This window comes from Streptomyces odontotermitis, from assembly GCF_050510915.1.
Lineage (GTDB): Bacteria > Actinomycetota > Actinomycetes > Streptomycetales > Streptomycetaceae > Streptomyces.
The window spans coordinates 1-21,272 of the sequence record NZ_JBNJLS010000011.1; the positions used below are offsets into that span (position 1 = coordinate 1).

The following is a 21,272-nucleotide window of genomic DNA, read 5'->3' on the forward strand; positions in this document are numbered from 1 at the left end:
GGTCCGCAGCACCAGCGTGTTCACGAAGAACCCGACCAGATCGTCGAGGGCCTCGTCCTGGCGACCCGCCACCGCGCCGCCCAGCGGAATGTCGTCACCCGCACCCAGACGCGAGAGCAGCGTCGCCAGACCCGCCTGCAGCACCATGAAGGGCGTCGAGCGGGTGACCTTCGCCAACTCCCTTATCCGTAGGCCGACTTCCTCGGGGACCGTGAAGGCGTGACCGGCTCCCCGGTGGCTGGAGACGGCGGGGCGCGGCCGGTCGGTGGGCAGCTCAAGGAGGTCCGGGGCACCCGCGAGCGCGGCCTTCCAGAACTCCAACTGGCCACTGATCAGGCTGTCTTCGTCGTCCTCCGCGCCGAGCAGGTCGCGCTGCCACAGCGCGTAGTCCGCGTACTGCACCGGCAGCGGCTCGCCCTCGGGCGCCCCGCCCCGCGTACGGGCTGCGTAGGCGGCGGCGAGGTCGCGGCCCAGCGGCACCAGGGACCAGCCGTCGGAGGCGATGTGGTGCACGGTCAGGAGCAGCACCTGGTCGTCCGGGCCGAGCGTGAACAGCTCGGTGCGCAGGGGGAGTTCGGAGGCCAGGTCGAAGCCGCGGGCCGCGGAGGCCGCGAGCGCCGCGTCCAGGTCGGCCTCCGTGACCGGCGTGACGGTCAGCGCGGGCCGTGCGTCGGCCGGGTCGAGCACGCGCTGGTACGGGACGCCCGCCTCCTCCGGGGAGAGGGTGCGCAGGGCCTCGTGGCGGGCCACCACGTCCCCGAGGGCCGCGCGCAGCGCCGCCACGTCGAGGGTGCCGTGCAGGCGCAGCGCGTAGGGGAGGTTGTAGGTGGCGCCGCCGCCCTCCAGGCGGTCGAGGAACCAGAGGCGGCGCTGGGCGTAGGAGAGGGGGACGGAGGTGGGGCGCTCGGCGGGCTGGACGGGGGGCCGGGCCGTGTCCGCGTCGGTGAGCAGGGGGGCGAGGTCGGCGACCGTGGGGGCCTCGAAGACCGTGCGGACGGCCAGTTCGGCGCCGAACACGGAGCGGACCCGGGAGGCGAGGCGGGTGGCGAGCAGGGAGTGGCCGCCGAAGTGGAAGAAGTCGTCGTCGATGCCGACCGAGGGCAGCCCGAGGACCTCGGCGAAGAGCCCGGCGAGCAGCTCCTCGTGCGGGGTGCGGGGCGCCCGGCCGGAGGTGGCGGCGGCCAGGTCGGGGGCGGGCAGGGCGGCCCGGTCCAGCTTGCCGTTCGGGGTGAGCGGGAAGCGGTCGAGGGTGACGAAGGCGGCCGGGACCATGTACTCGGGCAGCGACTCCGCGGCGAGGGCGCGCAGTTCGGCCGCGTCGGGGCCGCCGTCCGGGGTGCCGGTGGCGGGCACGGCGTACGCGACGAGCAGCTTGGATCCGGGCGTGTCCTCGCGGGCGACGACGGCCACTTGCGCGAGGTCCGGGTGGGTGGCGAGGACCGCCTCGATCTCGCCGAGCTCGATGCGGAAGCCGCGGATCTTCACCTGGTGGTCGACGCGGCCCAGGTAGTCCACGTCCCCGTCGGCCCGCCAGCGGGCCAGGTCGCCGGTGCGGTACATGCGGGCGCCGGGCGGGCCGAACGGGTCGGCGACGAAGCGTTCCGCGGTCAGTTCCGGTCGGTTCCAGTAGCCGCGGGCGAGGCCGTCGCCCCCGATGTAGAGCTCGCCCTCGTCGGCGGTGCGCAGCCGGTCGTCGAGGATGTACAGGGAGGTGTTCCAGACGGGGCCGCCGATGCTGTGCGGGGCGCCATCGCCGGTGACCTCCAGGGACGTGGACCAGACGGTGGTCTCCGTCGGGCCGTACAGATTGGTGGTGCGCGCGCCGAGGGCGCTCATGGCGGCGGCGAGGGACGGCGGCAGCGCCTCGCCGCCGACGAGCATCCGCAACCCCCGTACGGCGTCGGGCTGTTCGGTGGTCATGGCCTGCCACAGCGACGGCGTGGCCTGCATGACCGTGGCGCCGCTCGCGGTGGCGAGGGCGGCGAGCCGGGCCGGGTCGACGACGGTCTCGCGGGGCGCGATGACGACGGTGGCCCCGGCGAGCAGCGGCAGGTACATCTCCAGGACGGCGATGTCGAAGGCGATGGTGGTGACCGCGAGCAGCCGGTCCCGTTCCGTCAGCGGGAACAGTTCGGCCATGGACGCGAGGAAGTTGGCCAGGGAGCGGCGGGTGATCAGGACGCCCTTGGGGCGGCCCGTGGAGCCGGAGGTGTAGATCGTGTACGCGGGGTGGGCGGGCCGCAGCGGCGCGGTCCGGTCGGCGTCGGTGAGGTCGCTGCCGTCCAGGCCCGCGCCCTCGGCCTCGGCGCGGGCCAGCCGGCCGGCGTCGAGGAAGAGCGCGGGCCGGGCGTCGTCGAGGATGTACGCGACGCGGTCGGCCGGGTACTCGGGGTCCAACGGCACATATCCCGCGCCGGACTTGAGGACGGCGAGCAGTGCGACGGGCAGCTCCAGGGAGCGGGGCAGCGCGATCGCGACGGACCGCTCGGGCCCGGCGCCGAGGCCCACGAGGACGCGGGCGAGCCGGTTGGCGCGGGCGTTGAGCTCCGCGTAGGTCAGCCGCTGCCCCTCGAAGACCACGGCCGTGGCGTGCGGGGTGCGGGCGGCCCGGTCCGCCATCAGCTCCGTGGGATCGGCGTCCGGCACGGCGCGCACGGTGTCCTTCATCGTGTTAACCACCCTTGAATGAACGGTCGGTGGGGCTCGGGTGCGGCGGCGGGGTCAGACGGCGGCGGGCGCGGCGGCGGCCCGGTCGGCCTCTGCGGCCGCGTCGAGGGCGCGCAGCTCGTCGGCGAGGATCCGGCCGATCTCGGCCAGGGCCGCGGGCTTCATCAGGTCGTTGTGGCTGCGCTCCAGGTGGTGCGCGGTGATCTCGCCGGCCACGTACGGGCGCCAGGTCTCCGGCGTCGGGGAGATGTCGACCTTGTCGAGCGAGGCGACCAGGACGGTGACGTCGCCGCCGTACCGGCTCGGCACGAACTCGTGGACGAGGTCGCGCCCGTTGGCGTACACCCGGCCGATCGCCTCGATGTGGTGCGGCTCCAGGCTGGCGAGGGAGCTGCCGAGCTTGCGCAGGATCTCGATGACCTTGGCGTGCTTGAGGGGCTTCTTGCCGAGGTAGCGGCGGTCGTAGCCGACCCAGCGCAGCAGGTCCGCGAGGATCTCCTGCTCGCCGAGCTCCGCGAGGGTCTGCCCCGGGTAGGTGTCGAGGATCGCGAGCAGCCCCACCTGTTCGCCGGCGCGCTCCAGGCGGGATGCGATGACGTGCGCGGCGATGCCGCCCGAGGAGTAGCCGAGCAGGTGGTACGGGCCGTGCGGCTGGACCGCGCGGATCTGCTCGATGTAGTCGTCGGCCATCTCCTCGAAGGAGGCGGGCAGCCCCGCGGGGTCGCCGTCGAGGCCGCGGGCCTGGAGGGCGTAGACGGGGGTGCCCTGGCCGAGGTGCTTGATGATCCCGGCGTAGCACCAGCCGAGGCCGCCCGCCGGGTGCACGCAGAAGACGGCGGGCCGCTCCCCGTGCGGGCGCAGCGGGAGCAGGACGTCGAGCGGGTCCTCCTCGCGGTCGCCGTCGGCGATGCGGGCGTCCAGGAGCGCCGGGGTGGGCGCCTCGAAGACGGCGCGGATGGTGAGTTCGGTGCCGAAGGTCGCACGGACCCGGTTGACGAGGCGGGTGGCGAGCAGGGAGTGGCCGCCGAGGTCGAAGAAGTTGTCGTCCATGCCGGTCCTGGGCAGCCCGAGGACCTCCGCGAAGAGTCCGCAGACGATCTCCTCGCGCGGGTTGCCGGGCGCCCGGCCCGAGGTGGCGGCGGCCAGGTCGGGGGCGGGCAGCGCCTTCCGGTCGAGCTTGCCGTTCGGGGTGACCGGCAGTTCGGGCAGGCTGACGAACGCCGCCGGGACCATGTGCTCGGGCAGCTGTCCGGCCAGCTCCCGGCGGAGCTCGTCGGTGCGCGGCCCGGCGCCCTCGGCGGGCACCAGGTAGGCGACGAGGCGCTTGTCGCCGGGACTGTCCTCGCGCACCACGACGGCGGCGTGGGCGATCTCGGGGTGGCGGGTCAACGCGGCCTCGATCTCGCCGAGTTCGATGCGGAAGCCGCGGATCTTCACCTGGTCGTCGGTGCGGCCCAGATAGACGAGAGCGCCGTCGTCGGTCCAGCGCGCCAGGTCACCGGTGCGGTACATGCGGGCGCCGGGCGGACCGAACGGGTCGGCGACGAAGCGTTCCGCGGTCAGGCCCGGGCGGCCCAGGTAGCCGCGGGCCAGCTGGGTGCCCGCGAGGTACAGCTCGCCCGCGGCGCCGGGTCCGGCGGGGCGCAGGGCCGCGTCGAGGACGTAGGTGCGGGTGTTCCACACGGGCCGGCCGATCGGCACGGGCCCGGTGGCGGGCGCGCACTCCCAGCTGGTGACGTCGACGGCGGCCTCCGTGGGCCCGTACAGGTTGTAGAGGCCGACGCGCGGCAGCACCTGGAGGAACTGGTTCTGCAGCTCCTCGGGGAGCGCCTCGCCGCTGCAGATGACGCGGCGCAGCACCGTGCAGCCGGCGGCCCCCGGCTCCTGCACGAAGACCTGCAGCATGGACGGCACGAAGTGCGCGGTGGTGACACGCTCCTCGCGGATCAGGGCGGCCAGGTACTGCGGGTCCTTGTGGCCCTCGGGCCGGGCCACGACCAGCGTCGCGCCGCTGATCAGCGGCAGGAAGAACTCCCATACGGAGACGTCGAACCCGGACGGGGTCTTCTGCAGGATCCGGTCGTCGGCGCCGATCCCGTAGCGCTCGCCCATCCACAGCAGCCGGTTGGCGATGGCCCGGTGGGAGACCTGGACGCCCTTGGGACGGCCGGTGGAGCCGGAGGTGTAGATGACGTACGCCGGGTGGTCGCCGTGCGGCGCGGGCGCGGCGAGCGGGGTCGCGGGCTGCGCGGCCAGCAGGTCGGCGGTGTCGTCGATGTCGAGGACGAGCAGCGGGGCGGCGAGGTCCGTGGGCAGCCGCACGGCGGTCTCGGCGGTGGTGAGCAGCAGCGCGGGCCTGGCGTCGGCCAGCAGGTACTGGATGCGCTCGGCCGGGTAGTCGGGGTCGACCGGCAGATAGGCGGCGCCCGTCTTCAGGACCGCGAGGAGGCCGGTGACGAGCTCCACGGAGCGCGGCACGGCGAGCGCGACGCGGCTCTCCGGGCCGACGCCCTGGGAGCGCAGCAGGTGCGCCAACCGGTCGGCGCGCTCGTGGAGTTCGCGGTACGTGAGGGAGGCGCCCTCGAAGCGCAGGGCCGTCGCGTCGGGGGTGCGGGCGGCCTGCCGGTGCAGGAGCTCGGTGAGGCTGGTGTCGGGGACGGCGTGCGCGGTGGCGTTGTGGCCGTGGATCACCAGGTCGCGCTCGGCCTCGCCCACGACGTCGATGCGGCCGACGGGGGTCCCCGGGTCGGCGGCGGCCAGCTGGTGCAGGAAGCCGATGAAACGGCGCTGGTGTCCGGCGATCTCCGCGCCCGAGTACAGGGCCGGGTTGGCGTCGAAGTCGACGTGCAGGCCGCGGCCGTCGGAGCGCTCGTACACGATCAGCGACAGGTCGTCGGAGGGGCCGATGGAGAGGTTGTTGACGACGGCGGGCAGCTCGCCGAAGGAGAGCCCGTAGTCGAACATCATGATGTTGATCTCGGGTCCGGTCAGGCGCCCGCCGCCGCCCAGGAGATTGCGGTCGCGGACCAGGTCCTCGTACCGGTAGTGCTGGTGCTTCATGGTGGCGCGGAGCTCTGCCGAGACCTGCTTCAGGACGTCGGCCAGGGGCATGTCCTGGCGTACGGCAACCCGTAGCGGCACGACGTTCGACACCATGCCGGGCACCGAGCGGGCCGTCCTGCCCAGGCGGCAGGAGACGGGGACGCCGAGCACCACCTCGTCCGCGCCGGTGGAGCGCTGGAGGTAGAGGGCGGCGGCGGTCATCATCGCGGCCGGCCAGGTCACGCCGACCTCGCGGGCGGTGTCGCGCAGCGCCTCCAGGCTCGCGGGGCGCAGGAACTCGGTGCGCCGGACCAGGCCGTGGGCCATGACGGGCTTCTGGTCGCTGAGGCCGACCGGCTCGGGGCAGTCGGCGAGTCGCCGCTGCCAGAACTCCCGGTCGGCGGCGAAGCGTTCGGACTCGCGGTACAGGGTGTCGGCGGTGACGAGCTCGGCGACCTGCCCGAAGCCGCTCGGCGCGGGCTCCTGTCCGGCGGCGAGCGCGGTGTAGAGCTCGGCGGCGCGGCGGGCGAGCAGCGCGACGGCGAAGCCGTCCACGGTCACGTGGTGGTAGCGGTAGAACCAGAAGTAACGGTCCCGGGCCACCCGCAGCAGCGCGAAGCGGAACAGCGGGTCGGTGCGCGGGTCGACGGGTTCGGCGAGGACCCGGCGCATCCACGCCTCGGCGGCCGCCTCGGGCGCGCTCTCGGCCCTCAGGTCCACCTGCTCCAGGGTCCACTCGGGGTCGGGGTCCGCGATCTGCCACAGCCCCTCGTCGTCCTCGACGACGCGCATCCGCAGGGCCTCGGCCTCGCCGACGAGCCGGTGCAGCGCCCGGTCGAGGACGTCGACGTCCAACGGGCCCTGGATGTCGAGGTATTCGGCCGCGTTGTAAATCGGGTTCTCCGGGTCCAGCTGCTGGGCGAACCAGATTCCGGCCTGGGCCGCGGTCAGCGATATCCGAGACGCACCGTCTGCACCGAGCATGATTCTCATCCACCCCTAGCGGTCAACCTGAAATTCCGGGGAACGAATTCCACCCTGTCATCCGCCGGAATTCTCCGACAACGCCGACTGCATCAACCTGCCAACGCGGCGGCGGGCCCCGGCAACGCAGAACGGGCGTTGCAGATAACTGCCAACGCCCGTCCCGCTCCGTCGTACGTGTCCCGGTCAGGCCCCCGCGGCCTGGACCAGGCTGGTTGGCCGCATGTCCGTCCAGTGTTCGCCGATGTAGTCGAGGCACTCCTGGCGGGGGGCCGCGCCGTGCAGCGTGGTCCAGCCGGCCGGGACCTCGGCGAACGCGGGCCACAGGGAGTACTGGCCCTCGTCGTTGATGAGGACGTAGTAGACCGCGCCATTGTCCTCGAAGGGGTTGGTCGCCATGATTCTCTTCCTTTCTCGGAGGGTTACCTTTCCCGGGGGGTTACTTCGCGCTCTTCTCGCGTACCGCCTCCACGAATCCGGGAAGACGGTCGATACCCCAGTACTTGTCGAATCCGACGATGAAGAAGGGGACGCCGAATACGCCGTCCCGGTGCAGCGAGTTCAGTACCTTGAGTCCCTTCTCCCGAATGCCGGGGTCGGCGTGCGCGCCGGCCACGGCGTCCGGGTCGATGCCGACCTCCGCGCCGATCTTCGCCATGGTGGACGGCTCGGAGATGTCCTCGCCGCGCTCCCAGCGGGCCCGGTAGGTCGCGCGGATGAACTCCGGCCCCGCGCCCAGCTGCTGCGCCGCGAGGTAGGCCAGGTGCGGGACCTCCCAGCGCGGCGCCGGGTCCACCGGCCAGACCATCTCCAGGCCGCGGGCCCGCACGAGGCGGCGGACGTCCTGGAGGATGTAGAGGTGCTTCTCCTTGGACATCGGGACGTACGGCAGCTTGATGTTGCTGCGGTCCAGCTCGTCCAGGGCCGCGTCGTCCGGCTCCCAGAACGGCAGCCAGTCGATGTGTGCCGCCACGTCCGGGTACCGGTCGACCAGGTCGCGGTACGCCATCCAGGAGTAGGGACTGCGGAAGGAGAAGTACCAGCGCGGCCCGCGTCGTGCCATCACCGCCTCCAACGGTCAGTGGTGCGAGGGAAGTTGAACGGATGAGCTCAGAGGGTGGACGGGCTCAGATCGTGATGCCGCCGTCGATCTGCAGCACTGCGCCCGTGATGTACGCGGCCCGGTCCGAGACCAGGTACGCGACGAGGTCCGCGACCTCCTCGGCGGTGCCCATGCGGCGCAGCGGGATGGCGGACAGGGCTTCCTTGCGGGCCTTGTCGTTCATCTCGGCGACCATGTCGGTCTCGATGAAGCCGGGCGCGACGGCGTTGACCCGGATGCCCGCGCGCCCGGTCTCCTTGGCGAGGGCCCGGGTGAACCCGATGATCCCGGCCTTGGAGGCGGAGTAGTTGGTCTGGGTGCCGTGGCCGTAGACCCCGGCGACCGAGGAGATGTTGACGACGGCCCCGGCGCGGCGCTTCATCATGCCGAAGACCACGGCCCGGCAGACGTGGTAGACGCCGTCCAGGTTGGTGTCGATGACCTGCCGCCACTGCTCGTCCTCCATGAGGACCAGCGGGTTGTCGCGGGTGATCCCGGCAGCGGTGACGGCCGCCCCGACCGGCCCGAGCAGATCCTCGGTGGCTTCGGTCCAGGTCCGTACGGCGGTGGCGTCCGCGACGTCGACGCGGGTGCCGACCACCTGGACCCCGAACTCCTCGCCCGCCTTCTCCAGGCTGCGCGCGGCCGCGTCGTCCGAGCGGTAGCAGAAGGCCACGTCGAATCCGTCGCGGGCGAGCGCGCGGACCGTGGCCCGGCCGATGCCGCGCGAGCCTCCGGTGACCAGGGCCACCTGGTTCGTGCTGTCTCCCATGATCTCTCCTCAGGGGCGCGGGGCCGCGTCCGGCCGCAGGGCGGAAGCGGGGCGGAAGGCCATGACGATGCGGCCCACGGTCATCACCGGCTCGCCGGCCGAGCGGCTGTCGCCCTCGAACAGCAGCGTGTCGTCGACCTTGCGGTCCAGGCGCACCCGGTGTTCGAGGACCTCGCCGGGCAGGACCGGGCGGTGGAACTCGACGCCCGTCATGGCGCCGAAGAGCATCACCTGCCCGTCGAGGACATCCGGGTTGGGGTCGTCCCAGGTGGCGAGGGCCCCGGCGGACTGGCACCAGGACTCCACCAGAAGGGAGTCGGGATACGCGAAGTCCTCGCCCGGGGTGTCCGGGCCGAGCTTCTCGTACCAGGGCTCGTTGCAGGTGACGGCCTTGAGCGCGACGAGGCGCTCGCCGGGGACGACGTCCACGACCCGGTCCACGAGCAGCATCGGGAAGCGGTGCGGAAGGCGGGCCCTGATCTCGCGCTGGCCGATCACGCGGACTCCCCTTCCGTGGCGGCGCCGTAGCGCAGCCGCACGGTGGCGGCCGGGCCGCGGCCGGTGCTGAGCTTCGCCCGGCACTGCCACTCGCCGGTCGGGATCCGCTTCCACGCCATCGCGATGTCGACCTGGTCGCCGGGGAAGACGGGCCCGGTGAACCGGGTCGACTCCACCGCGGCCAGTCCGGCGCCCTTGGCGCCCCCGGGCACGGTGGCCAGCGCGCCCTGGTGGGCGCACTCGACCAGGCAGACCCCCGGGAAGATCGGGAACCCCGGGTAGTGGCCGGGCAGCACGGTCTCGTCCGCGCCCACGGTGAAGCGGGCCGCGGTGCTCAACTCGCCCTCGGCAGGCAGCACTTCGACCGGTGCGCGCAGCGGGCTCGCGGCCGGCATCAGGCGGCCCGTGGCGCGTCGACCTTGCCGCGCAGCAGCTCGTAGGCGCTCTGCAGGGTGACGATCTGCTTGAGCTCCGACTCGGGCAGCTTGATGCCGTACTTCTTCTCCAGGACGACGACGACCTCCAGGGCCATCAACGAGTCGACCTCCAGGTCGTCGACGAACTTCGCGTCGTCGGTCACCTCGTCGACGTCGACGTCGAGCACCTGGGCCACGAGGGTGCGGAGATCTTCCTTGTCCAGCATGGGAGTTGTCCTTCCGAAAGGTGAGGCGGTCAGTGGAGTGCGAGCAGGGCGCAGCCGGCCGTACCCGTGCGGTCGACGGAGGTGATGACCCCGATCCGCCCCGCCGCCGTCGGGGGCTCGCCCTCGGCGTAGGAGAGGAGGGCCGCCGCCTGGAAGGCCGCCGCAGCGGCCCCCGTGTCGCCGATCAGTCCGGTCGGGGTCAGGTCGACGGGGTCAGCGGCGCCGAACACCTCGCGCACGGCGGCGAGTTCGCCCTCGCCCTCCGGTCCGGGCGCCCCGGAGCGGGCGACCGCCGCCGCCTGGCCCGGCTCCACCTCCGCGCGCCGCAGCGCCGAGCGGAGGCAGGACACCAGCGTGGGGCCCGGGTCGCCGTCGAGGACGACGCCCAGCTCCACGGCGAGGACCTCCGCGAGCACGGGCTGCCCGGGGTCGTCGGGGTCGTGCGGTTCGACGAGGAGCATGGCGCAGCCCTCGCCGAGCGGCGGCACGGTGCCGGCCGCCGGGCCCGAGTGGTGCTCCAGCCAGGACCGCGCCTGCGAGAACTCCTCCGCCGCCCCGCACAGCACGGTCCGCGCCCGGCCCGAACCCAGCAGCCTGCGCGCGTAGTTGAGGGCGTGCAGCCCGGCCGTGCGGCCCCCGGCGATGGTCGCGTTGGGGCCCTTCAGCTGGTACCAGATGGCGCTCTGTCCGGCCGCGCAGTTCATCACCGTGTTGGGGAAGCGCGCCGGGTCGACGAAGAAGGGCTGCTCGCCGGTGAGCGAGTCCCGGGTGAAGTCCATCATCGACTGGGCGCTGCCCGTGGTGGTGCCGAGCGCGAACGCCGCGCCCTCGCCGGTGCCGACCGCGCGGTTGCGCGCGGAGTCGTCGAGCAGTGAGCCGACGGCGGCGACGGCGAGCCCGGTCACCCGGTCCATGGAGCGGGTGCCCTTCTTGCCGAGCACCTCGCGGACGCCGAAGCCGGGCACGACACCGCCGACGCCGACGCCGGGGGTCGTGCCGTGCTCGGGGCCGAGTCCGGTGACGGCGCCGCGCCGCTCGCGCAGGCCCTCGGTGAAAGCGGACCTGCCCATGCCGTACGGCGACACGGCCGACCATGCGGTGATCACCGGGTGTCCGGTGCCCGTGGTGAGGGTGGTCATGACCGTCACGTATTCCTTCCAGTGGGTGAGCCGTTGAGGGTGTGTGAGCCGAAGGCGGGGGAGGTCAGAGGAAGCAGACCTGGCGGTACTCGCCCCAGCGGGCAGCCAGTTCGCCGTCGGCGGCGAGGCGGACGCCGTCGAGCAGCGGCCGCAAGGAACCGAGCGCGGCGAGCGCGTCCGCCTCCACCCAGACGCCGACGCCCGCGTCCAGGAGGGTGCGCAGGCCGCGGCGGGGGTCGGTGAGGGTGTCCACCGTCCGGTTGCCGATGCGCAGCGCGGGCATCGGGCCGGTGTCCAGGGCGTAGCTGACGGCCGTGCCGCGCAGCAGGATGTCGAGGCCGCCGAGCTGTCGGTGCAGCTCGGTCGCCAGGTACAGCTCGTCGAAGAACTGCTTCTCCAGGGCGCCCCGGTAGCCGCGCTCGACGATGGCGAGGACCCGCCCTTCCACCTGGTGCTGATGGTCCATCAGATGACTCCCAGCATCAGGGTCTTGTCGGCCGCCGCCACGTTCGCGGCGTATCCGGCGGGCGGCCGGAGCACCACCTGGGGCAGGTGGTCGACCGCCCCCCGGTCGTCGCTGCAGAACCGGCACCCGTACCAGTAGAGGCGGTCCGGGAAGGCGGTGAGCAGCTCCTCGGCGAGGGCGGCCGTGGAGGGGTAGCTCCGGTTCCAGTCGGCGAGGTTGCGCGGCTTGTCGGGGCCGAGTCCGCGCTGGGTGAGCAGCGTCGCGTACCCGCAGGTCCACACCTGCACGGTGGCGCCGCGCTCCAACAGGGCCTGGGTCAGGCGCAGGGCGCTGGTGACCCGGTCCGAGGCGTGCGGGGCGCCCATCAGGGTGATGAGCACGTCCGTGTGCGGAATCCGCCTGGCCACTTAGTGCCACACCACCCGGACGGCCGGATCGAGGATCCAGCCCGCCACCACGTCCATGCCGACGACCTTCAACTCGGGCCGCAGCGCGACCGGTTCGAGGCCGTGCTGGGCGAGCGAGAAGCTGTCCGCCGCGAGCACGCCGCCCTCCTTCTGGAACCGGTCCAGGTCGGCGTCGCTGCCCGGCACCGCGAGCACGACGCCGTCCTGGACCAGGAAGAGGAGCACGGACTGCCCGGTGAGCACCTGGGTGACGGCGTCGCGGCGCAGCCCCGCGTCCTCGGGCGCGACGCGGCCCTGGCTCTCGATGAGCAGCAGCCGGGGCGTACCGCTCCCCCAGTCGCCGCTCTCCCGGTCGTCCATCACGCCCGCGCAGCCGTGCCGTTGATGGCGTCGACGACGCGCTCGTCGAGGCTGACCAGGCTCCAGTCGCGGCGGTTCTCGATGACGGCGTAGCCGTGCACGATGCGACCGGTCGCGGTCTTCACGAGGTTGCCGTCGCGCAGCACGTAGAAGTCCATGCGGGAGGTGTAGGTGAAGTCCTTGAAGACCTCCTCGACGGTGAACACCGTGTAGAGGTCCTCCTCCATCAGCGCCTCGTCGAGGATGCGGATGTCGGAGCGGGGCACCACCGGGATCCAGCGGCGGTCGTCGAGCAGCGTCTTGATGGAGATGCCGCGGTCGGCGACGAAGCGGTCCTTGCCCTCCTCCATCAGGCGCAGATAGCCGGACATCTGGATGCGCTCGGTGAAGTGGCAGTACGGGTAGGGGATGTTCCACTTCCAGGCGTACGCGTTCCGGCCCGCGGTGAGGGAGTCGAGGATCTCCTGCTCCGCGGGGGCCGCCGCGGCCGGCTCGCGCACCAGGTCGTCGCCGAGCCTGGCGACGGCGAAGCGGGCGAGCAGCGGTGGTATCTCACCGGCCGCCTCCAGGTAGGTGTCCATGCGCAGCGAGACGCGGACCTTGGACGTGACGGCCTTGAGGGTCTCCCCGTTCCGCTCGAAGCGGATGGTGACCTTGAACCCGATGGTGCCGTCCGTCTCCTTCGTCCACGGCACGACCTCCGCCTCGGCGATGTCGTCCATGTGGAAGGCGTGCAGGATGCGGCTGTCGATCAGGACCAGGTCGAGGCCGAGGCCGTGCTCCTCGTAGAGGGCCCTCGCGGGGAGCCCGGACTGCCGGAAGTGGTCGAGTACGGCCTCCTCCACCAGGTAGTTGACGTGCTTGAACCCGATCCACGTGCAGATGTTGGAGCCCTCGTAGCGAGGGCGGACCTGGGTGGTGGTGGCGGTGGCGAGCAGCGCCTTGACGGCGGTGTCCGTGACGAGGGTCATCGCTGGGGCTCCAGGGCGGTGAGAGGGGCAAGCCCGCGCTGCGGGGCGGTGCCCAGGGTCGAGTGGATGAACGAGCTGACGTGGGCGGCGAAGACCTCGGGGGCCTCCAGCATCGGGAAGTGCCCGCAGTCGGCGAGGACGTGCGAGGTGGCGTCGGGCAGGGCCTCGGCGAGCGCCACGCTCTCCTCGGGGCGGGCGGCGAAGTCCCGCTCGCCGCCGAGGACCAGGGTGGGGACGGTGATGCGGCCGGTCTGCAGGGCGGGGGTGCGCAGGTACAGGTCGAAGAAGCGGAACCAGCCGTAGGGGCCGACGCGGTCGCGCACCCGCTCTCCCATGGCCCGCAGGACGTCCGGCGGGAAGCGGTCCCCGGAGTGGACCCGGACGCCCTCCTCCATGATCAGGTGGAAGTCGTTGAGGTAGTAGGTGATGGTCGACCAGTCGAAGCGCTCGGCGCTGCCCCGGTAGAACGGCGAGGCGAGCACCAGGGCCCGGATGCCGAACCTGCGCAGCGCGTCGACGCCGCCCCGGTTCTTCTGGTCGAGCAGGTCGAGCAGGACGTTGGCGGCCATCGAGTGGGCGACCACCACCTCGGCGCCGCCCGGCACCGCCGCGAGGGCCTTGCCGAGCCAGCCCCTGAGGTTGGGCTGCTCGCCCCAGTCGGCGATGGTCTCGGTGCGCCACGGCAGCCGGGCGGTCCACACCTGGCAGCCGGAGAGCAGCGGCAGGGTGTGCTCCCAGACGCTGTCGTTGGCGGCCAGGCCGTGCAGCAGCAGCACGCGCGGGCCACTGCCCTCGGTGCGCCGCTCCACGACGACGGGCCGCAGGTCTATGTGCGTGTTCACCGGCTTCCTCTCCTGTGGGGCCTGGACGGCGGGTCAGGCCGCGTCGGGGGCGAGCAGCAGCAGATCGGCGCTCGCGTCGTCGGCCGCGGTACCGGACACGGCCCGTACCGCACCGCGCTCCCCGGCGTCGAACCGGCCGACGGCGGCGGCGACTTGGAGCACCCCGTCGGCCCCGGAGGCCCGGCCCAGGTGCGCGGGCGCCCGCCAGTCGGGGCCCGCCGGGTCCGTGTCGGCGGCGGCCCGGTGGTAGGGGCCGAGCACGGCGCGCACGGACGCGTCGCGGGCGGCGGCCGCGCGGCCGGCCTCCAGGACGAGGGCGGCCCCGCCGTCCACGGACCCGGCGCCGCCGGTCAGCCTGCGCACCACGTCGTTGTCGGGCTCCACGCCGAGCACCAGGACCCGCTCCACCCGGCCCGCGGCGATCATGGTGGCCGCCCAGTGCACGGCGTCCAGGCCGGACGTCTCGCCGTTGCAGACCATCAGGTTGGGGCCGCGCAGGCCGAAGCGGATGGCCGCCGAGGAGGCGATGACGTTGCTGGACGCGTTGGGCAGGTCCATCGGGCTGGTCGCGGTGACCGTCTCGGTGCGGATGGTGTCCAGGGCGCGGGCGACGGTGTCGAGGTTGCCGAAGTTGGAGCTGGCGACCACGCCGACGGTGTGCGCGGGCACGGTCAGGGAGCCGTCGCCCTTGGCCTCGCCGGCGCCTGCGAGCAGCCCGGCGTCGCGCAGGGCCGCCTTGGTGAGGGCGTAGCCGAGCTGGGTGGCCCGGTCCTTGTAGCGCAGGCCCTTCTTGCCGACGTGCGCGGCCGGTTCGACGGGGGCGCCGCCCTCGGCCGGGCCTTCGGCGAGGGCCCGCACGGTGTCGGCGCCGGGCAGCAGTACGGCGGCGCCGGAGACCACCACGGGGCTGTCGGTGCTACGGCGACTCATCGGGTCCCCTCCACGATGGCGACGGCGTTGATGCCGCCGAATCCAAAGGCGTTGAGCTGCGCCACCCGCAACTCCTGTGCGGTGGCGGCCTGTTCGGTGACGAAGCGGAACCGCTCGGCCTCCTCGACCGGGTCGTCGAGGCCCACGGTCGGCGGCACCGTCCCCGCGTTGAGGGCCTGGAGGCCCACGATGAGGTTGATGAGCCCGGAGGCGCCCGAGGTGTGTCCGGTCATGGACTTCACCGCGGTCATCAGGGGCGCCGAGGCGTCGTCCCCGAGGACGTCGGCGAGGGCCGCGGCCTCCGCCTCGTCGTTGAGGAGCGTGCCGGTGCCGTGCAGCATCACCAGGTCCACGTCCGAGGGCTTGACCCCGGCGATGCGGTGGGCGGCGCGCATGGCCTCGGCGATGCCCTCCGGGGAGGGCGCGGTCACGTGGTAGGCGTCGCAGTTGACGGCGACGCCGCGCAGGTTCCCGTACACCTTCCCGGCGCCCGCCGCCGCGGCCTCATCGGGGGAGCGGCGCAGCACGACCGCGGCGGCCCCGTCGCCCATCAGCACGCCGGTGCGGTTGCGGTCGAACGGCCGGACGCGGTCCGGGGGCTGGGTGTGGACGCGCTCCAGGAGCCCGTACATGGACTCGGTCAGGACGTCCACGCCCGCGACGATCACCGTGTCGGGGCCGCCCTCCTGGTCGAGGAGGTCGGAGCCGAGCGCGAGCGCGTACAGGGAGGCCGAGCAGGCGTTGGAGAAGGTGTGCGTGACATCGGCGTTGAAGCGCTCGCGCAGGCCGGTGCCGAAGTGCAGCCCCGAGTCGGCGAACGGGGATCCGTCGCGCCACCACAGCTCCAGGGAGCGCAGCTCCCGCAGGCCGGTGCCGACGAGGACGGGGATGCCGCTGAGGTCCTCGCCGAGCCCGGCGTCGGCGGCGGCCTGGCCGACCGCGTCGAGCAGCAGCCGGGTGGCGCGGCCGGGTATGTCGGCGCCGCGCACGGGCCGGTCGTCGACCTCGTAGGCGTGCTGGGCGCGGAAGTTGGCGCGGTCGAAGCCGCGCAGGGCGGCCCGGCCGCTGACGCCGCGGCACAGGCTGTCGAAGAGCTCGTCGACACCGGAGCCGGTGGCCGCGACGGCGCCCATGCCGATGATCGGGCGGGTCGTCATGACACTCCTTCTTCCTGGAGCTGCGTCGCGTCGTACCGGCCGAGGAGCACCGCCGCGTTGTTGCCGCCGAACGCGAGACCGTTGTTCTGCACGATCCTCAGGTCGGCCTCGACGGCCTCGTTCGGTACGCAGTCGACGTGGCACTCGGGGTCGGTGGTGACGTGGTTGATGGTGGGCGGGATGAAGCGGTTCTGGATGGCGAGGGCGCAGCCGATGGCGCCGAGCGCGCTGGCGGCGCCCATGCTGTGGCCGAGCATCGACTTCATGGAGACGGTGCGGGGAGGCGTGTCTCCGAAGACCTGGCGGATGGCGCCCGCCTCGGTGATGTCGTTGGCCTTGGTGCCGGTGCCGTGCGCCGAGATGAGGTCCACCTCGTGCGGGGCGACACCCGCGTTCTGCAGGGCGAGCCGCATGAGTTCGGCGACGCTGTCCCGGTCGGGCGCCACCTGGTGGTGGGCGTCGCAGTTGAGTCCGTAGCCGAGGACCTCGGCGTAGATGGTCGCGCCGCGCTCCAGGGCCGCATCGAGCCGTTCCAGTACGAGGACCCCGGCGCCCTCGCCGGTGAGGATGCCCTTGCGGTCGGCGTCGAAGGGCTGGCACCGGTCCGGGGCGATGGTGCCGAGCCGGTAGAAGCCGGTGAACGTCTTGCGGCACATGGCGTCGGCGCCGCCGCAGAAGGCGAACTCCGCCTCGCCGGAGCTGACCGCGTCGAAGCCGTAGCCGATCGCGTAGTTGCCCGCCGAGCAGGCGGTCGGGATGGTGAGCGCCTCCACGTCGGTCAGGCCCAGCTCCTGGGCGATGGCCACCGAGAGCCGCCCGGCCGGCACGCGCCGGGCGGCCACGGGGTCGAACGTGCCGATCCCGTCGGCGAGTTCGGCCTCGACCAGCTGGTCCAGGTCATAGCTCTCGCCGTCGGTCGTACCGATGGAGATCAGTCCGCGCCGGGCGCGCAGCTGCGTCAGGTCGAGTCCCGAGTCCTCCAGGGCCATCCGGGCCGCCGCCGTCGAGAACTGCGCGGCCCTGCCGAGCTGTTCCACGTCCAGCGTGCTGATCCAGTCCTGCGGAGCGAAGTCCGTGATCTCGCACCCGTTCGCGTGGGCGAAACCCTCGGTGTCGAACACCGTGATGGGCCGGGCACCGCTGCGCCCTTCACGGAGCCCCTGGAGGAACTCCTTCGCGCCGAGTCCGATGCTGGAGACCACCCCGAGTCCGGTGAGGACCACCCGGTGGCGCCCCGGCCGGGTGCGGCCCGCGCCGCGCACTGCCGTCGTCATGCCAACCTCCCCTTCCGCGCCGCGGGTCCGACTACCAGCCGGCCGGCTCCGCGACGACCTCGTAGACGCCCTTGAGGTTCACCATGCGTGGCAGCTCGCTCTGGCTGATGACGACCTTGAACTGCTTCTCCAGGGCGGCGAGGATCTCGATGGCACGGAGCGAGTCGGCGTCGTGCTCCTCCTTGAAGAGGCTGACTTCGGTGACCTCGTCCTCCTCGATCTCAAGAATGTCGCAGACGATTTCCTTGATGGTTTCCAGGCGCTCTTCGTACGTGGCATTCGACATGCTGATTCCCCTTTTCTGATTCGCCGCCCCAGAAAGCACACGGCGGGATTACTCGCAAATGAATGGTGCGGTCTGCCGCGGATTCCTCACAATGTCGGCTGCAACAAGCTGCCACCGCCGCAAGGAAATTCAGAGTCCGCTCTTCGATTCCTGGACAGGAAAGGCGTGGGCCCGCAGGAGGGTGTCGCTCAGCGCCGCCGCGGAGTCGATCATGAGGCTGCTGAGGGCGCGGCCCGGCGCCTCGGCGAGGCGGGACTGCGGCCCGGTCAGGGCGAGCGCGGCCACCACCCGGTTCTCCGGGGTGAGCAGCGGCACGGCGTACGTCAGGGCGTCCGGGAGCATCGCGTCGGGCCCGTGCGCATAGCCCTGCCGTCGTACGAAGGCGAGTTGGGCCGCGGTGAAGCGGGCGCCGCGCAGCCCCTCGCAGAGCTCCTCGGGCTCCTCCCAGGCGAGCAGCACCTGGGCGACGGGCCCCGCGGAGGCGGGCCGGGCCATGCCGACGGGCAGCGGTTCGGGTCGGGCGGCGGACTCGGCGGAGGTGGCCATGCAGACCTGGAGGCGGCCGCGGCGCCGGAACAGCCGCGCGTCCAGGCCGGTCACCTCGCACAGGTCGGCGAGGACCCGCCCCGACGCCTGCGCGAGCCGGTCGCGCCACGCCTCGACGTGCAGCTCGCCGAGCCGGTGCCCGAGCACGAAGCGCCCCTCGAAGTCCCGCGCGAGCAGCCCGAGCCGCTCCAGGGCGACGGCGAGGCGGTGCGTGGTGGGCCGGGCGATGCCGCTGTAGTCGGTGAGCTGGCGCAGGGTCGCGGGCCCGGACTCGACCCGTTCGAGGAGCTTGGCCGCCTTGTCGAGCACGGCGACACCGCTCTCCGCCACGGGCGGGCGGACCGCGGTGCTCATCGCGGGGCCAGCCGGGAGCGGATGTCCAGGAGCAGCTCTTCCCTGCGGTCCACCAGGTAGAAGTGGCCGCCGGACATCACCCGCAGGCCGAAGCCCTTGGGCGCGAGCCGCTCCCAGTCCCAGATCTCCGCGGTGCTGATGTCCGGGTCGTCGGCGCCGAGGTAGGCGACGACGGGGCAGTCGAGGGGCACGCCGGGGCGCGCGGGGTAGCGGGCGACGGCCGCGAAGTCGGCCCGGATGGCGGGGAGCACGAGCTCGCGCAGGGCCGGGTCGTCCAGGAGCCGGGCGTCGGTGCCGCCGAGCCGGCGCACCTGCGCGATCAGCGCGGCGTCCCCGCCGAACGCGGCCGCGCGCGGGGTGAGCAGGTGCGGGGGCTTGCGCCCGGACACCATGAGCACCTCGGGCCCGGTCCCGTACCGCTCCTTGAGGCGCAGCGTCAGCTCGTAGCCGACGGAGGCGCCCATGCTGTGCCCGAACACCGCGAGCGGCAGGTCGAGTTGGGGCCCGAGTTCGTCGGCGAGGGCGTCGGCGAGCGCCTCCAGGGAGTCCAGGGGGTCCTCGGCGATGCGCTCCTGCCGTCCGGGGTAGCGCGCGGCGAGCAGCTCCACGTCGTCGCCGACGGCGCCTCCCCAGCCGTGGAAGAAGCTGGCGGACCCGCCGGCGTGCGGCAGACAGAGCAGCCGCAGCCGGGGCGGCGCCTTCGTCGGATGCCGGTGCAGCCAGCTGCTTTCGGTGCTGAGTGCCATTGCGTACGTCTCCTCGTGTCGAAGTCGGGGCCTGAGCCGCGGGACAGGCCCTGGCGGCCCTACGCCAGGGCGGCCGGACTGTCGAGGGACACCACCTCGGTGTCCGGGGCGATCCGCCGGATGAGGCCCGCGAGGGTCCGCCCCGGGCCGACTTCGACGAGGCGGCGGCAGCCCAGGGAGTTGATGAGGGTGCCCACGCATCGCTCCCACAGCACCGGCGAGGTGAGCTGGCGGGTGGCGAGCTCGGGCCAGTCGGTGTCGGCCGCGTGCGCCTCGGCGTCGGCGTTGGCCACGACCGGAAGGTGCGCGGGGGCGAAGGCGGTGTTCTTGAGGGCGGCGCGCAGGGCGTCGGCGGCGGGCTCCATGTAGGGGCTGTGGAAGGCGCCGCCGACCTGGAGCCGGATCATCTTGGCGCCGATGGACGGGGCCTCGTCGCCGATCCGCTCGATGCCCTCGACGGAGCCCGAGAGCACGGTCTGGCCGGGGGCGTTGACGTTGGCGACCCAGACGTCGGCGCCCTCGGCGCGCAGCCGGCCGGCCAGCGCCCTGACGTCGTCGAGGGGGGCCGCGACGAGCACCCCCATCGTGCCCACACGCTGCTCGGCGGCGGCCCGCATGGCGCGGCCCCGGGCGGCGACGAGGGCGGTGGCGTCGGGCAGCGTGAGCGCCCCGGCCGCGGTGAGGGCGGCGTACTCGCCGAGGCTGTGCCCGGCGCAGCCCACCACGCGCCCGCCGAGCGCCCCCCGGCGCACCGCCTCGGCGTGGGCGACGACCGCGACGCCGAACACGGCGAGCTGGGCGAGGTCGGTGCGCCGCAGCTGGTCCCCCGGTGTGCGCAGCAGCAGTTCGGGAATGTCCTCGCCGCTCGCCGCGGACATCTCTTCGGTGAGCGCCCACGACGGAGTGTCCCGCCAGGGTTCGCCCATTCCTTCTTTCTGTGTCCCCTGCCCGGGAAACACCACGCCGATCGGCACCTGATTCATGGATCTGCTCCGCCTTCCGCTCCGTCCTGAACAGGAGGGCACGGGGATCCATCCGCAACTCACAACGGAATGACGGATCCCCGTGCTGCGGCGTCCTGCCGAGCGGGGGTCCCGGCGCAGCCGAGGAGGGAATTCCCAGGAATTGACGCTCCCGAATCCCTTTCTCCTGACGCCTATCCAACTGGGCGGCGCCGAGGGGCGGCAACGCGTCTTTCAGGAAGCTGCCAGGAGGTGCCCCGCACCCGGCGGTCGTGTGGCAGCTTCGCCCACCGGGACCGGCGGGACGCGGGCGTCAGGACGTGGGCCGCCGCGGCGCCGCGGGCGGCAGCAGCCCGAGCTCCGCGGCCCTGGCCCCGGCCTGGAAGCGGGAACTGGCACCGAGGAGCGCCATGATCTCCGCGACGTGGCGCCGGTACGTCCGTACGGACACGGTGAGTTCGCGCGCCGCCACCTCGTCGGTGGCCCCGGCCCGCAGCGCGCCCAGGATCTGCCGGGCGAGCGCGGCCCGGTCCCGGTCGCCGAAGACGATGCGCTCGCTCGCGGGCACCGAGTTGCGCCAGACGCTCTCGAAGAGCGTGTCGAGGCTGTGCAGGACCTGCGGTGCGCGGATCTTCGAGGCGCGCACGCCGGCCGCGGACTCGGCCACCACGAGGGCGGCGCTGCCGTCGACGATGAGCGCCTGCAGCGGCGGCACCCGGGTCACCCGGATCGCCACCGGCCGCTCCAGGGCGAGCTGTTCGCGCACGAAGTCCTCGTCGACGAGGGTGGGGCTGGTGAGCAGCCGCACGGCGACCGTCTCCGCGGCCCGGTAGATGAGGTTGCGTTCGGCTCGCTCCTGGCCGGTGAGCCGGTCCCCGGCGACCAGCGGCCGGGCATGCACGATGTCGATGGAGCGCTGGGCCCCCTTGATGAGGTTCCCGGCCTCCCGCAGCACCTCGGTGTAGCCGTCGACGGCGGTGATCCGCTGCTCCCGGATGTTGCGGTCCCGGTGGATCGCCACCGTCGACTCGATGAGGGCCCGCACTTCCAGGAGTGCGTGCTCCAGCTCGTCCTCAGCCCCGTTGGACACTACGTGCTCCGCCATTTCCCATGAGTGTTCGTAC

At 73.0% G+C, this 21,272-nt stretch carries 22 protein-coding genes; all 22 read right to left on the minus strand.

From position 1 onward, the window contains the following. A partial coding sequence (locus ACQB60_RS27290; protein WP_496928739.1) for an amino acid adenylation domain-containing protein occupies nucleotides 1-2,667 on the minus strand: 2,667 nt, incomplete at its 3' end. A gap of 54 nt (nucleotides 2,668-2,721) precedes the next feature. Next, complete coding sequence (locus ACQB60_RS27295; protein WP_496928740.1) at nucleotides 2,722-6,693, minus strand: amino acid adenylation domain-containing protein; 3,972 nt, start codon at nucleotides 6,691-6,693, stop codon at nucleotides 2,722-2,724. A gap of 186 nt (nucleotides 6,694-6,879) precedes the next feature. Beyond that, nucleotides 6,880-7,092, minus strand: coding sequence for an MbtH family protein (locus ACQB60_RS27300; protein ID WP_384849641.1), 213 nt, complete (start codon nucleotides 7,090-7,092; stop codon nucleotides 6,880-6,882). Nucleotides 7,093-7,132: 40 nt separating this feature from the next. Continuing rightward, on the minus strand, nucleotides 7,133-7,756 hold the full coding sequence (locus ACQB60_RS27305; RefSeq protein WP_496928741.1) for a 2-hydroxychromene-2-carboxylate isomerase: 624 nt from the start codon (nucleotides 7,754-7,756) through the stop codon (nucleotides 7,133-7,135). A gap of 64 nt (nucleotides 7,757-7,820) precedes the next feature. Then, entirely contained in the window at nucleotides 7,821-8,567 is a 747-nt protein-coding gene (gene fabG, locus ACQB60_RS27310) for a 3-oxoacyl-[acyl-carrier-protein] reductase (RefSeq protein WP_496928742.1), read from the minus strand. A 9-nt stretch (nucleotides 8,568-8,576) separates the two neighbouring features. After that, nucleotides 8,577-9,065, minus strand: coding sequence for a 3-hydroxyacyl-ACP dehydratase FabZ family protein (locus ACQB60_RS27315; RefSeq protein ID WP_496928743.1), 489 nt, complete (start codon nucleotides 9,063-9,065; stop codon nucleotides 8,577-8,579). Beyond that, complete coding sequence (locus ACQB60_RS27320) at nucleotides 9,062-9,460, minus strand: 3-hydroxyacyl-ACP dehydratase FabZ family protein (RefSeq protein ID WP_496928744.1); 399 nt, start codon at nucleotides 9,458-9,460, stop codon at nucleotides 9,062-9,064. Before ACQB60_RS27320 ends, ACQB60_RS27315 begins: the two co-directional genes overlap by 4 nt. Further along, nucleotides 9,460-9,708: an acyl carrier protein gene (locus ACQB60_RS27325; RefSeq protein WP_384849626.1), complete on the minus strand. Its 249-nt coding sequence runs from the start codon at nucleotides 9,706-9,708 to the stop codon at nucleotides 9,460-9,462. The genes ACQB60_RS27320 and ACQB60_RS27325 overlap by 1 nt, the downstream gene beginning before the upstream one ends. A gap of 29 nt (nucleotides 9,709-9,737) precedes the next feature. Beyond that, nucleotides 9,738-10,847 (minus strand): beta-ketoacyl synthase N-terminal-like domain-containing protein, encoded by a 1,110-nt coding sequence (locus tag ACQB60_RS27330; RefSeq protein ID WP_496928745.1) that lies wholly within the window; start codon nucleotides 10,845-10,847, stop codon nucleotides 9,738-9,740. A 64-nt stretch (nucleotides 10,848-10,911) separates the two neighbouring features. After that, nucleotides 10,912-11,313 (minus strand): hypothetical protein, encoded by a 402-nt coding sequence (locus ACQB60_RS27335; protein ID WP_496928746.1) that lies wholly within the window; start codon nucleotides 11,311-11,313, stop codon nucleotides 10,912-10,914. Next, on the minus strand, nucleotides 11,313-11,720 hold the full coding sequence (locus ACQB60_RS27340) for a hypothetical protein (RefSeq protein ID WP_496928747.1): 408 nt from the start codon (nucleotides 11,718-11,720) through the stop codon (nucleotides 11,313-11,315). The genes ACQB60_RS27335 and ACQB60_RS27340 overlap by 1 nt, the downstream gene beginning before the upstream one ends. Next, nucleotides 11,721-12,080, minus strand: coding sequence for a hypothetical protein (locus tag ACQB60_RS27345; RefSeq protein ID WP_496928748.1), 360 nt, complete (start codon nucleotides 12,078-12,080; stop codon nucleotides 11,721-11,723). Further along, nucleotides 12,080-13,051 (minus strand): acyl-CoA thioesterase family protein, encoded by a 972-nt coding sequence (locus tag ACQB60_RS27350; protein ID WP_496928749.1) that lies wholly within the window; start codon nucleotides 13,049-13,051, stop codon nucleotides 12,080-12,082. Before ACQB60_RS27350 ends, ACQB60_RS27345 begins: the two co-directional genes overlap by 1 nt. Beyond that, nucleotides 13,048-13,893, minus strand: a complete 846-nt coding sequence (locus ACQB60_RS27355; protein ID WP_496928750.1) for an alpha/beta fold hydrolase — start codon at nucleotides 13,891-13,893, stop codon at nucleotides 13,048-13,050. Before ACQB60_RS27355 ends, ACQB60_RS27350 begins: the two co-directional genes overlap by 4 nt. Before the next feature lie 33 nt (nucleotides 13,894-13,926). Continuing rightward, entirely contained in the window at nucleotides 13,927-14,823 is an 897-nt protein-coding gene (locus ACQB60_RS27360; protein ID WP_496928751.1) for a beta-ketoacyl synthase N-terminal-like domain-containing protein, read from the minus strand. Then, on the minus strand, nucleotides 14,820-15,980 hold the full coding sequence (locus ACQB60_RS27365; protein ID WP_496928752.1) for a beta-ketoacyl-[acyl-carrier-protein] synthase family protein: 1,161 nt from the start codon (nucleotides 15,978-15,980) through the stop codon (nucleotides 14,820-14,822). Before ACQB60_RS27365 ends, ACQB60_RS27360 begins: the two co-directional genes overlap by 4 nt. Beyond that, on the minus strand, nucleotides 15,977-17,254 hold the full coding sequence (locus ACQB60_RS27370) for a beta-ketoacyl-[acyl-carrier-protein] synthase family protein (RefSeq protein ID WP_496928753.1): 1,278 nt from the start codon (nucleotides 17,252-17,254) through the stop codon (nucleotides 15,977-15,979). Before ACQB60_RS27370 ends, ACQB60_RS27365 begins: the two co-directional genes overlap by 4 nt. A 31-nt stretch (nucleotides 17,255-17,285) precedes the next feature. Beyond that, the gene (locus ACQB60_RS27375; RefSeq protein WP_384849596.1) at nucleotides 17,286-17,540 is read right to left on the minus strand and encodes an acyl carrier protein; all 255 of its coding nucleotides are present in this window, start codon (nucleotides 17,538-17,540) and stop codon (nucleotides 17,286-17,288) included. A gap of 129 nt (nucleotides 17,541-17,669) precedes the next feature. Beyond that, a complete protein-coding gene (locus ACQB60_RS27380) occupies nucleotides 17,670-18,440 on the minus strand; it encodes an IclR family transcriptional regulator (protein ID WP_496928754.1) in 771 nt (256 codons plus the stop codon). Further along, nucleotides 18,437-19,186: a thioesterase II family protein gene (locus ACQB60_RS27385; protein ID WP_496928755.1), complete on the minus strand. Its 750-nt coding sequence runs from the start codon at nucleotides 19,184-19,186 to the stop codon at nucleotides 18,437-18,439. Before ACQB60_RS27385 ends, ACQB60_RS27380 begins: the two co-directional genes overlap by 4 nt. Nucleotides 19,187-19,245: 59 nt before the next feature. Beyond that, on the minus strand, nucleotides 19,246-20,169 hold the full coding sequence (locus ACQB60_RS27390; protein ID WP_496928756.1) for an ACP S-malonyltransferase: 924 nt from the start codon (nucleotides 20,167-20,169) through the stop codon (nucleotides 19,246-19,248). A gap of 292 nt (nucleotides 20,170-20,461) precedes the next feature. After that, the gene (locus tag ACQB60_RS27395) at nucleotides 20,462-21,253 is read right to left on the minus strand and encodes a LuxR family transcriptional regulator (protein ID WP_496928757.1); all 792 of its coding nucleotides are present in this window, start codon (nucleotides 21,251-21,253) and stop codon (nucleotides 20,462-20,464) included. Nucleotides 21,254-21,272 lie beyond the last annotated feature (19 nt).

What these genes read in the sequence shown, in the direction of transcription:
- ACQB60_RS27330 (WP_496928745.1), bottom strand. Translation starts at nt 10,847, where the DNA reads ATGACCACCCTCACCACGGGCACCGGACACCCGGTGATCACCGCATGG.
- ACQB60_RS27335 (WP_496928746.1), bottom strand. Translation starts at nt 11,313, where the DNA reads ATGGACCATCAGCACCAGGTGGAAGGGCGGGTCCTCGCCATCGTCGAG.
- ACQB60_RS27305 (WP_496928741.1), bottom strand. Translation starts at nt 7,756, where the DNA reads ATGGCACGACGCGGGCCGCGCTGGTACTTCTCCTTCCGCAGTCCCTAC.
- ACQB60_RS27295 (WP_496928740.1), bottom strand. Translation starts at nt 6,693, where the DNA reads ATGCTCGGTGCAGACGGTGCGTCTCGGATATCGCTGACCGCGGCCCAG.
- ACQB60_RS27350 (WP_496928749.1), bottom strand. Translation starts at nt 13,051, where the DNA reads ATGACCCTCGTCACGGACACCGCCGTCAAGGCGCTGCTCGCCACCGCC.
- ACQB60_RS27325 (WP_384849626.1), bottom strand. Translation starts at nt 9,708, where the DNA reads ATGCTGGACAAGGAAGATCTCCGCACCCTCGTGGCCCAGGTGCTCGAC.
- ACQB60_RS27320 (WP_496928744.1), bottom strand. Translation starts at nt 9,460, where the DNA reads ATGCCGGCCGCGAGCCCGCTGCGCGCACCGGTCGAAGTGCTGCCTGCC.
- ACQB60_RS27360 (WP_496928751.1), bottom strand. Translation starts at nt 14,823, where the DNA reads ATGAGTCGCCGTAGCACCGACAGCCCCGTGGTGGTCTCCGGCGCCGCC.
- ACQB60_RS27370 (WP_496928753.1), bottom strand. Translation starts at nt 17,254, where the DNA reads ATGACGACGGCAGTGCGCGGCGCGGGCCGCACCCGGCCGGGGCGCCAC.
- ACQB60_RS27395 (WP_496928757.1), bottom strand. Translation starts at nt 21,253, where the DNA reads ATGGCGGAGCACGTAGTGTCCAACGGGGCTGAGGACGAGCTGGAGCAC.
- ACQB60_RS27345 (WP_496928748.1), bottom strand. Translation starts at nt 12,080, where the DNA reads ATGGACGACCGGGAGAGCGGCGACTGGGGGAGCGGTACGCCCCGGCTG.
- ACQB60_RS27375 (WP_384849596.1), bottom strand. Translation starts at nt 17,540, where the DNA reads ATGTCGAATGCCACGTACGAAGAGCGCCTGGAAACCATCAAGGAAATC.
- ACQB60_RS27380 (WP_496928754.1), bottom strand. Translation starts at nt 18,440, where the DNA reads ATGAGCACCGCGGTCCGCCCGCCCGTGGCGGAGAGCGGTGTCGCCGTG.
- ACQB60_RS27385 (WP_496928755.1), bottom strand. Translation starts at nt 19,186, where the DNA reads ATGGCACTCAGCACCGAAAGCAGCTGGCTGCACCGGCATCCGACGAAG.
- fabG (WP_496928742.1), bottom strand. Translation starts at nt 8,567, where the DNA reads ATGGGAGACAGCACGAACCAGGTGGCCCTGGTCACCGGAGGCTCGCGC.
- ACQB60_RS27365 (WP_496928752.1), bottom strand. Translation starts at nt 15,980, where the DNA reads ATGACGACCCGCCCGATCATCGGCATGGGCGCCGTCGCGGCCACCGGC.
- ACQB60_RS27390 (WP_496928756.1), bottom strand. Translation starts at nt 20,169, where the DNA reads ATGAATCAGGTGCCGATCGGCGTGGTGTTTCCCGGGCAGGGGACACAG.
- ACQB60_RS27300 (WP_384849641.1), bottom strand. Translation starts at nt 7,092, where the DNA reads ATGGCGACCAACCCCTTCGAGGACAATGGCGCGGTCTACTACGTCCTC.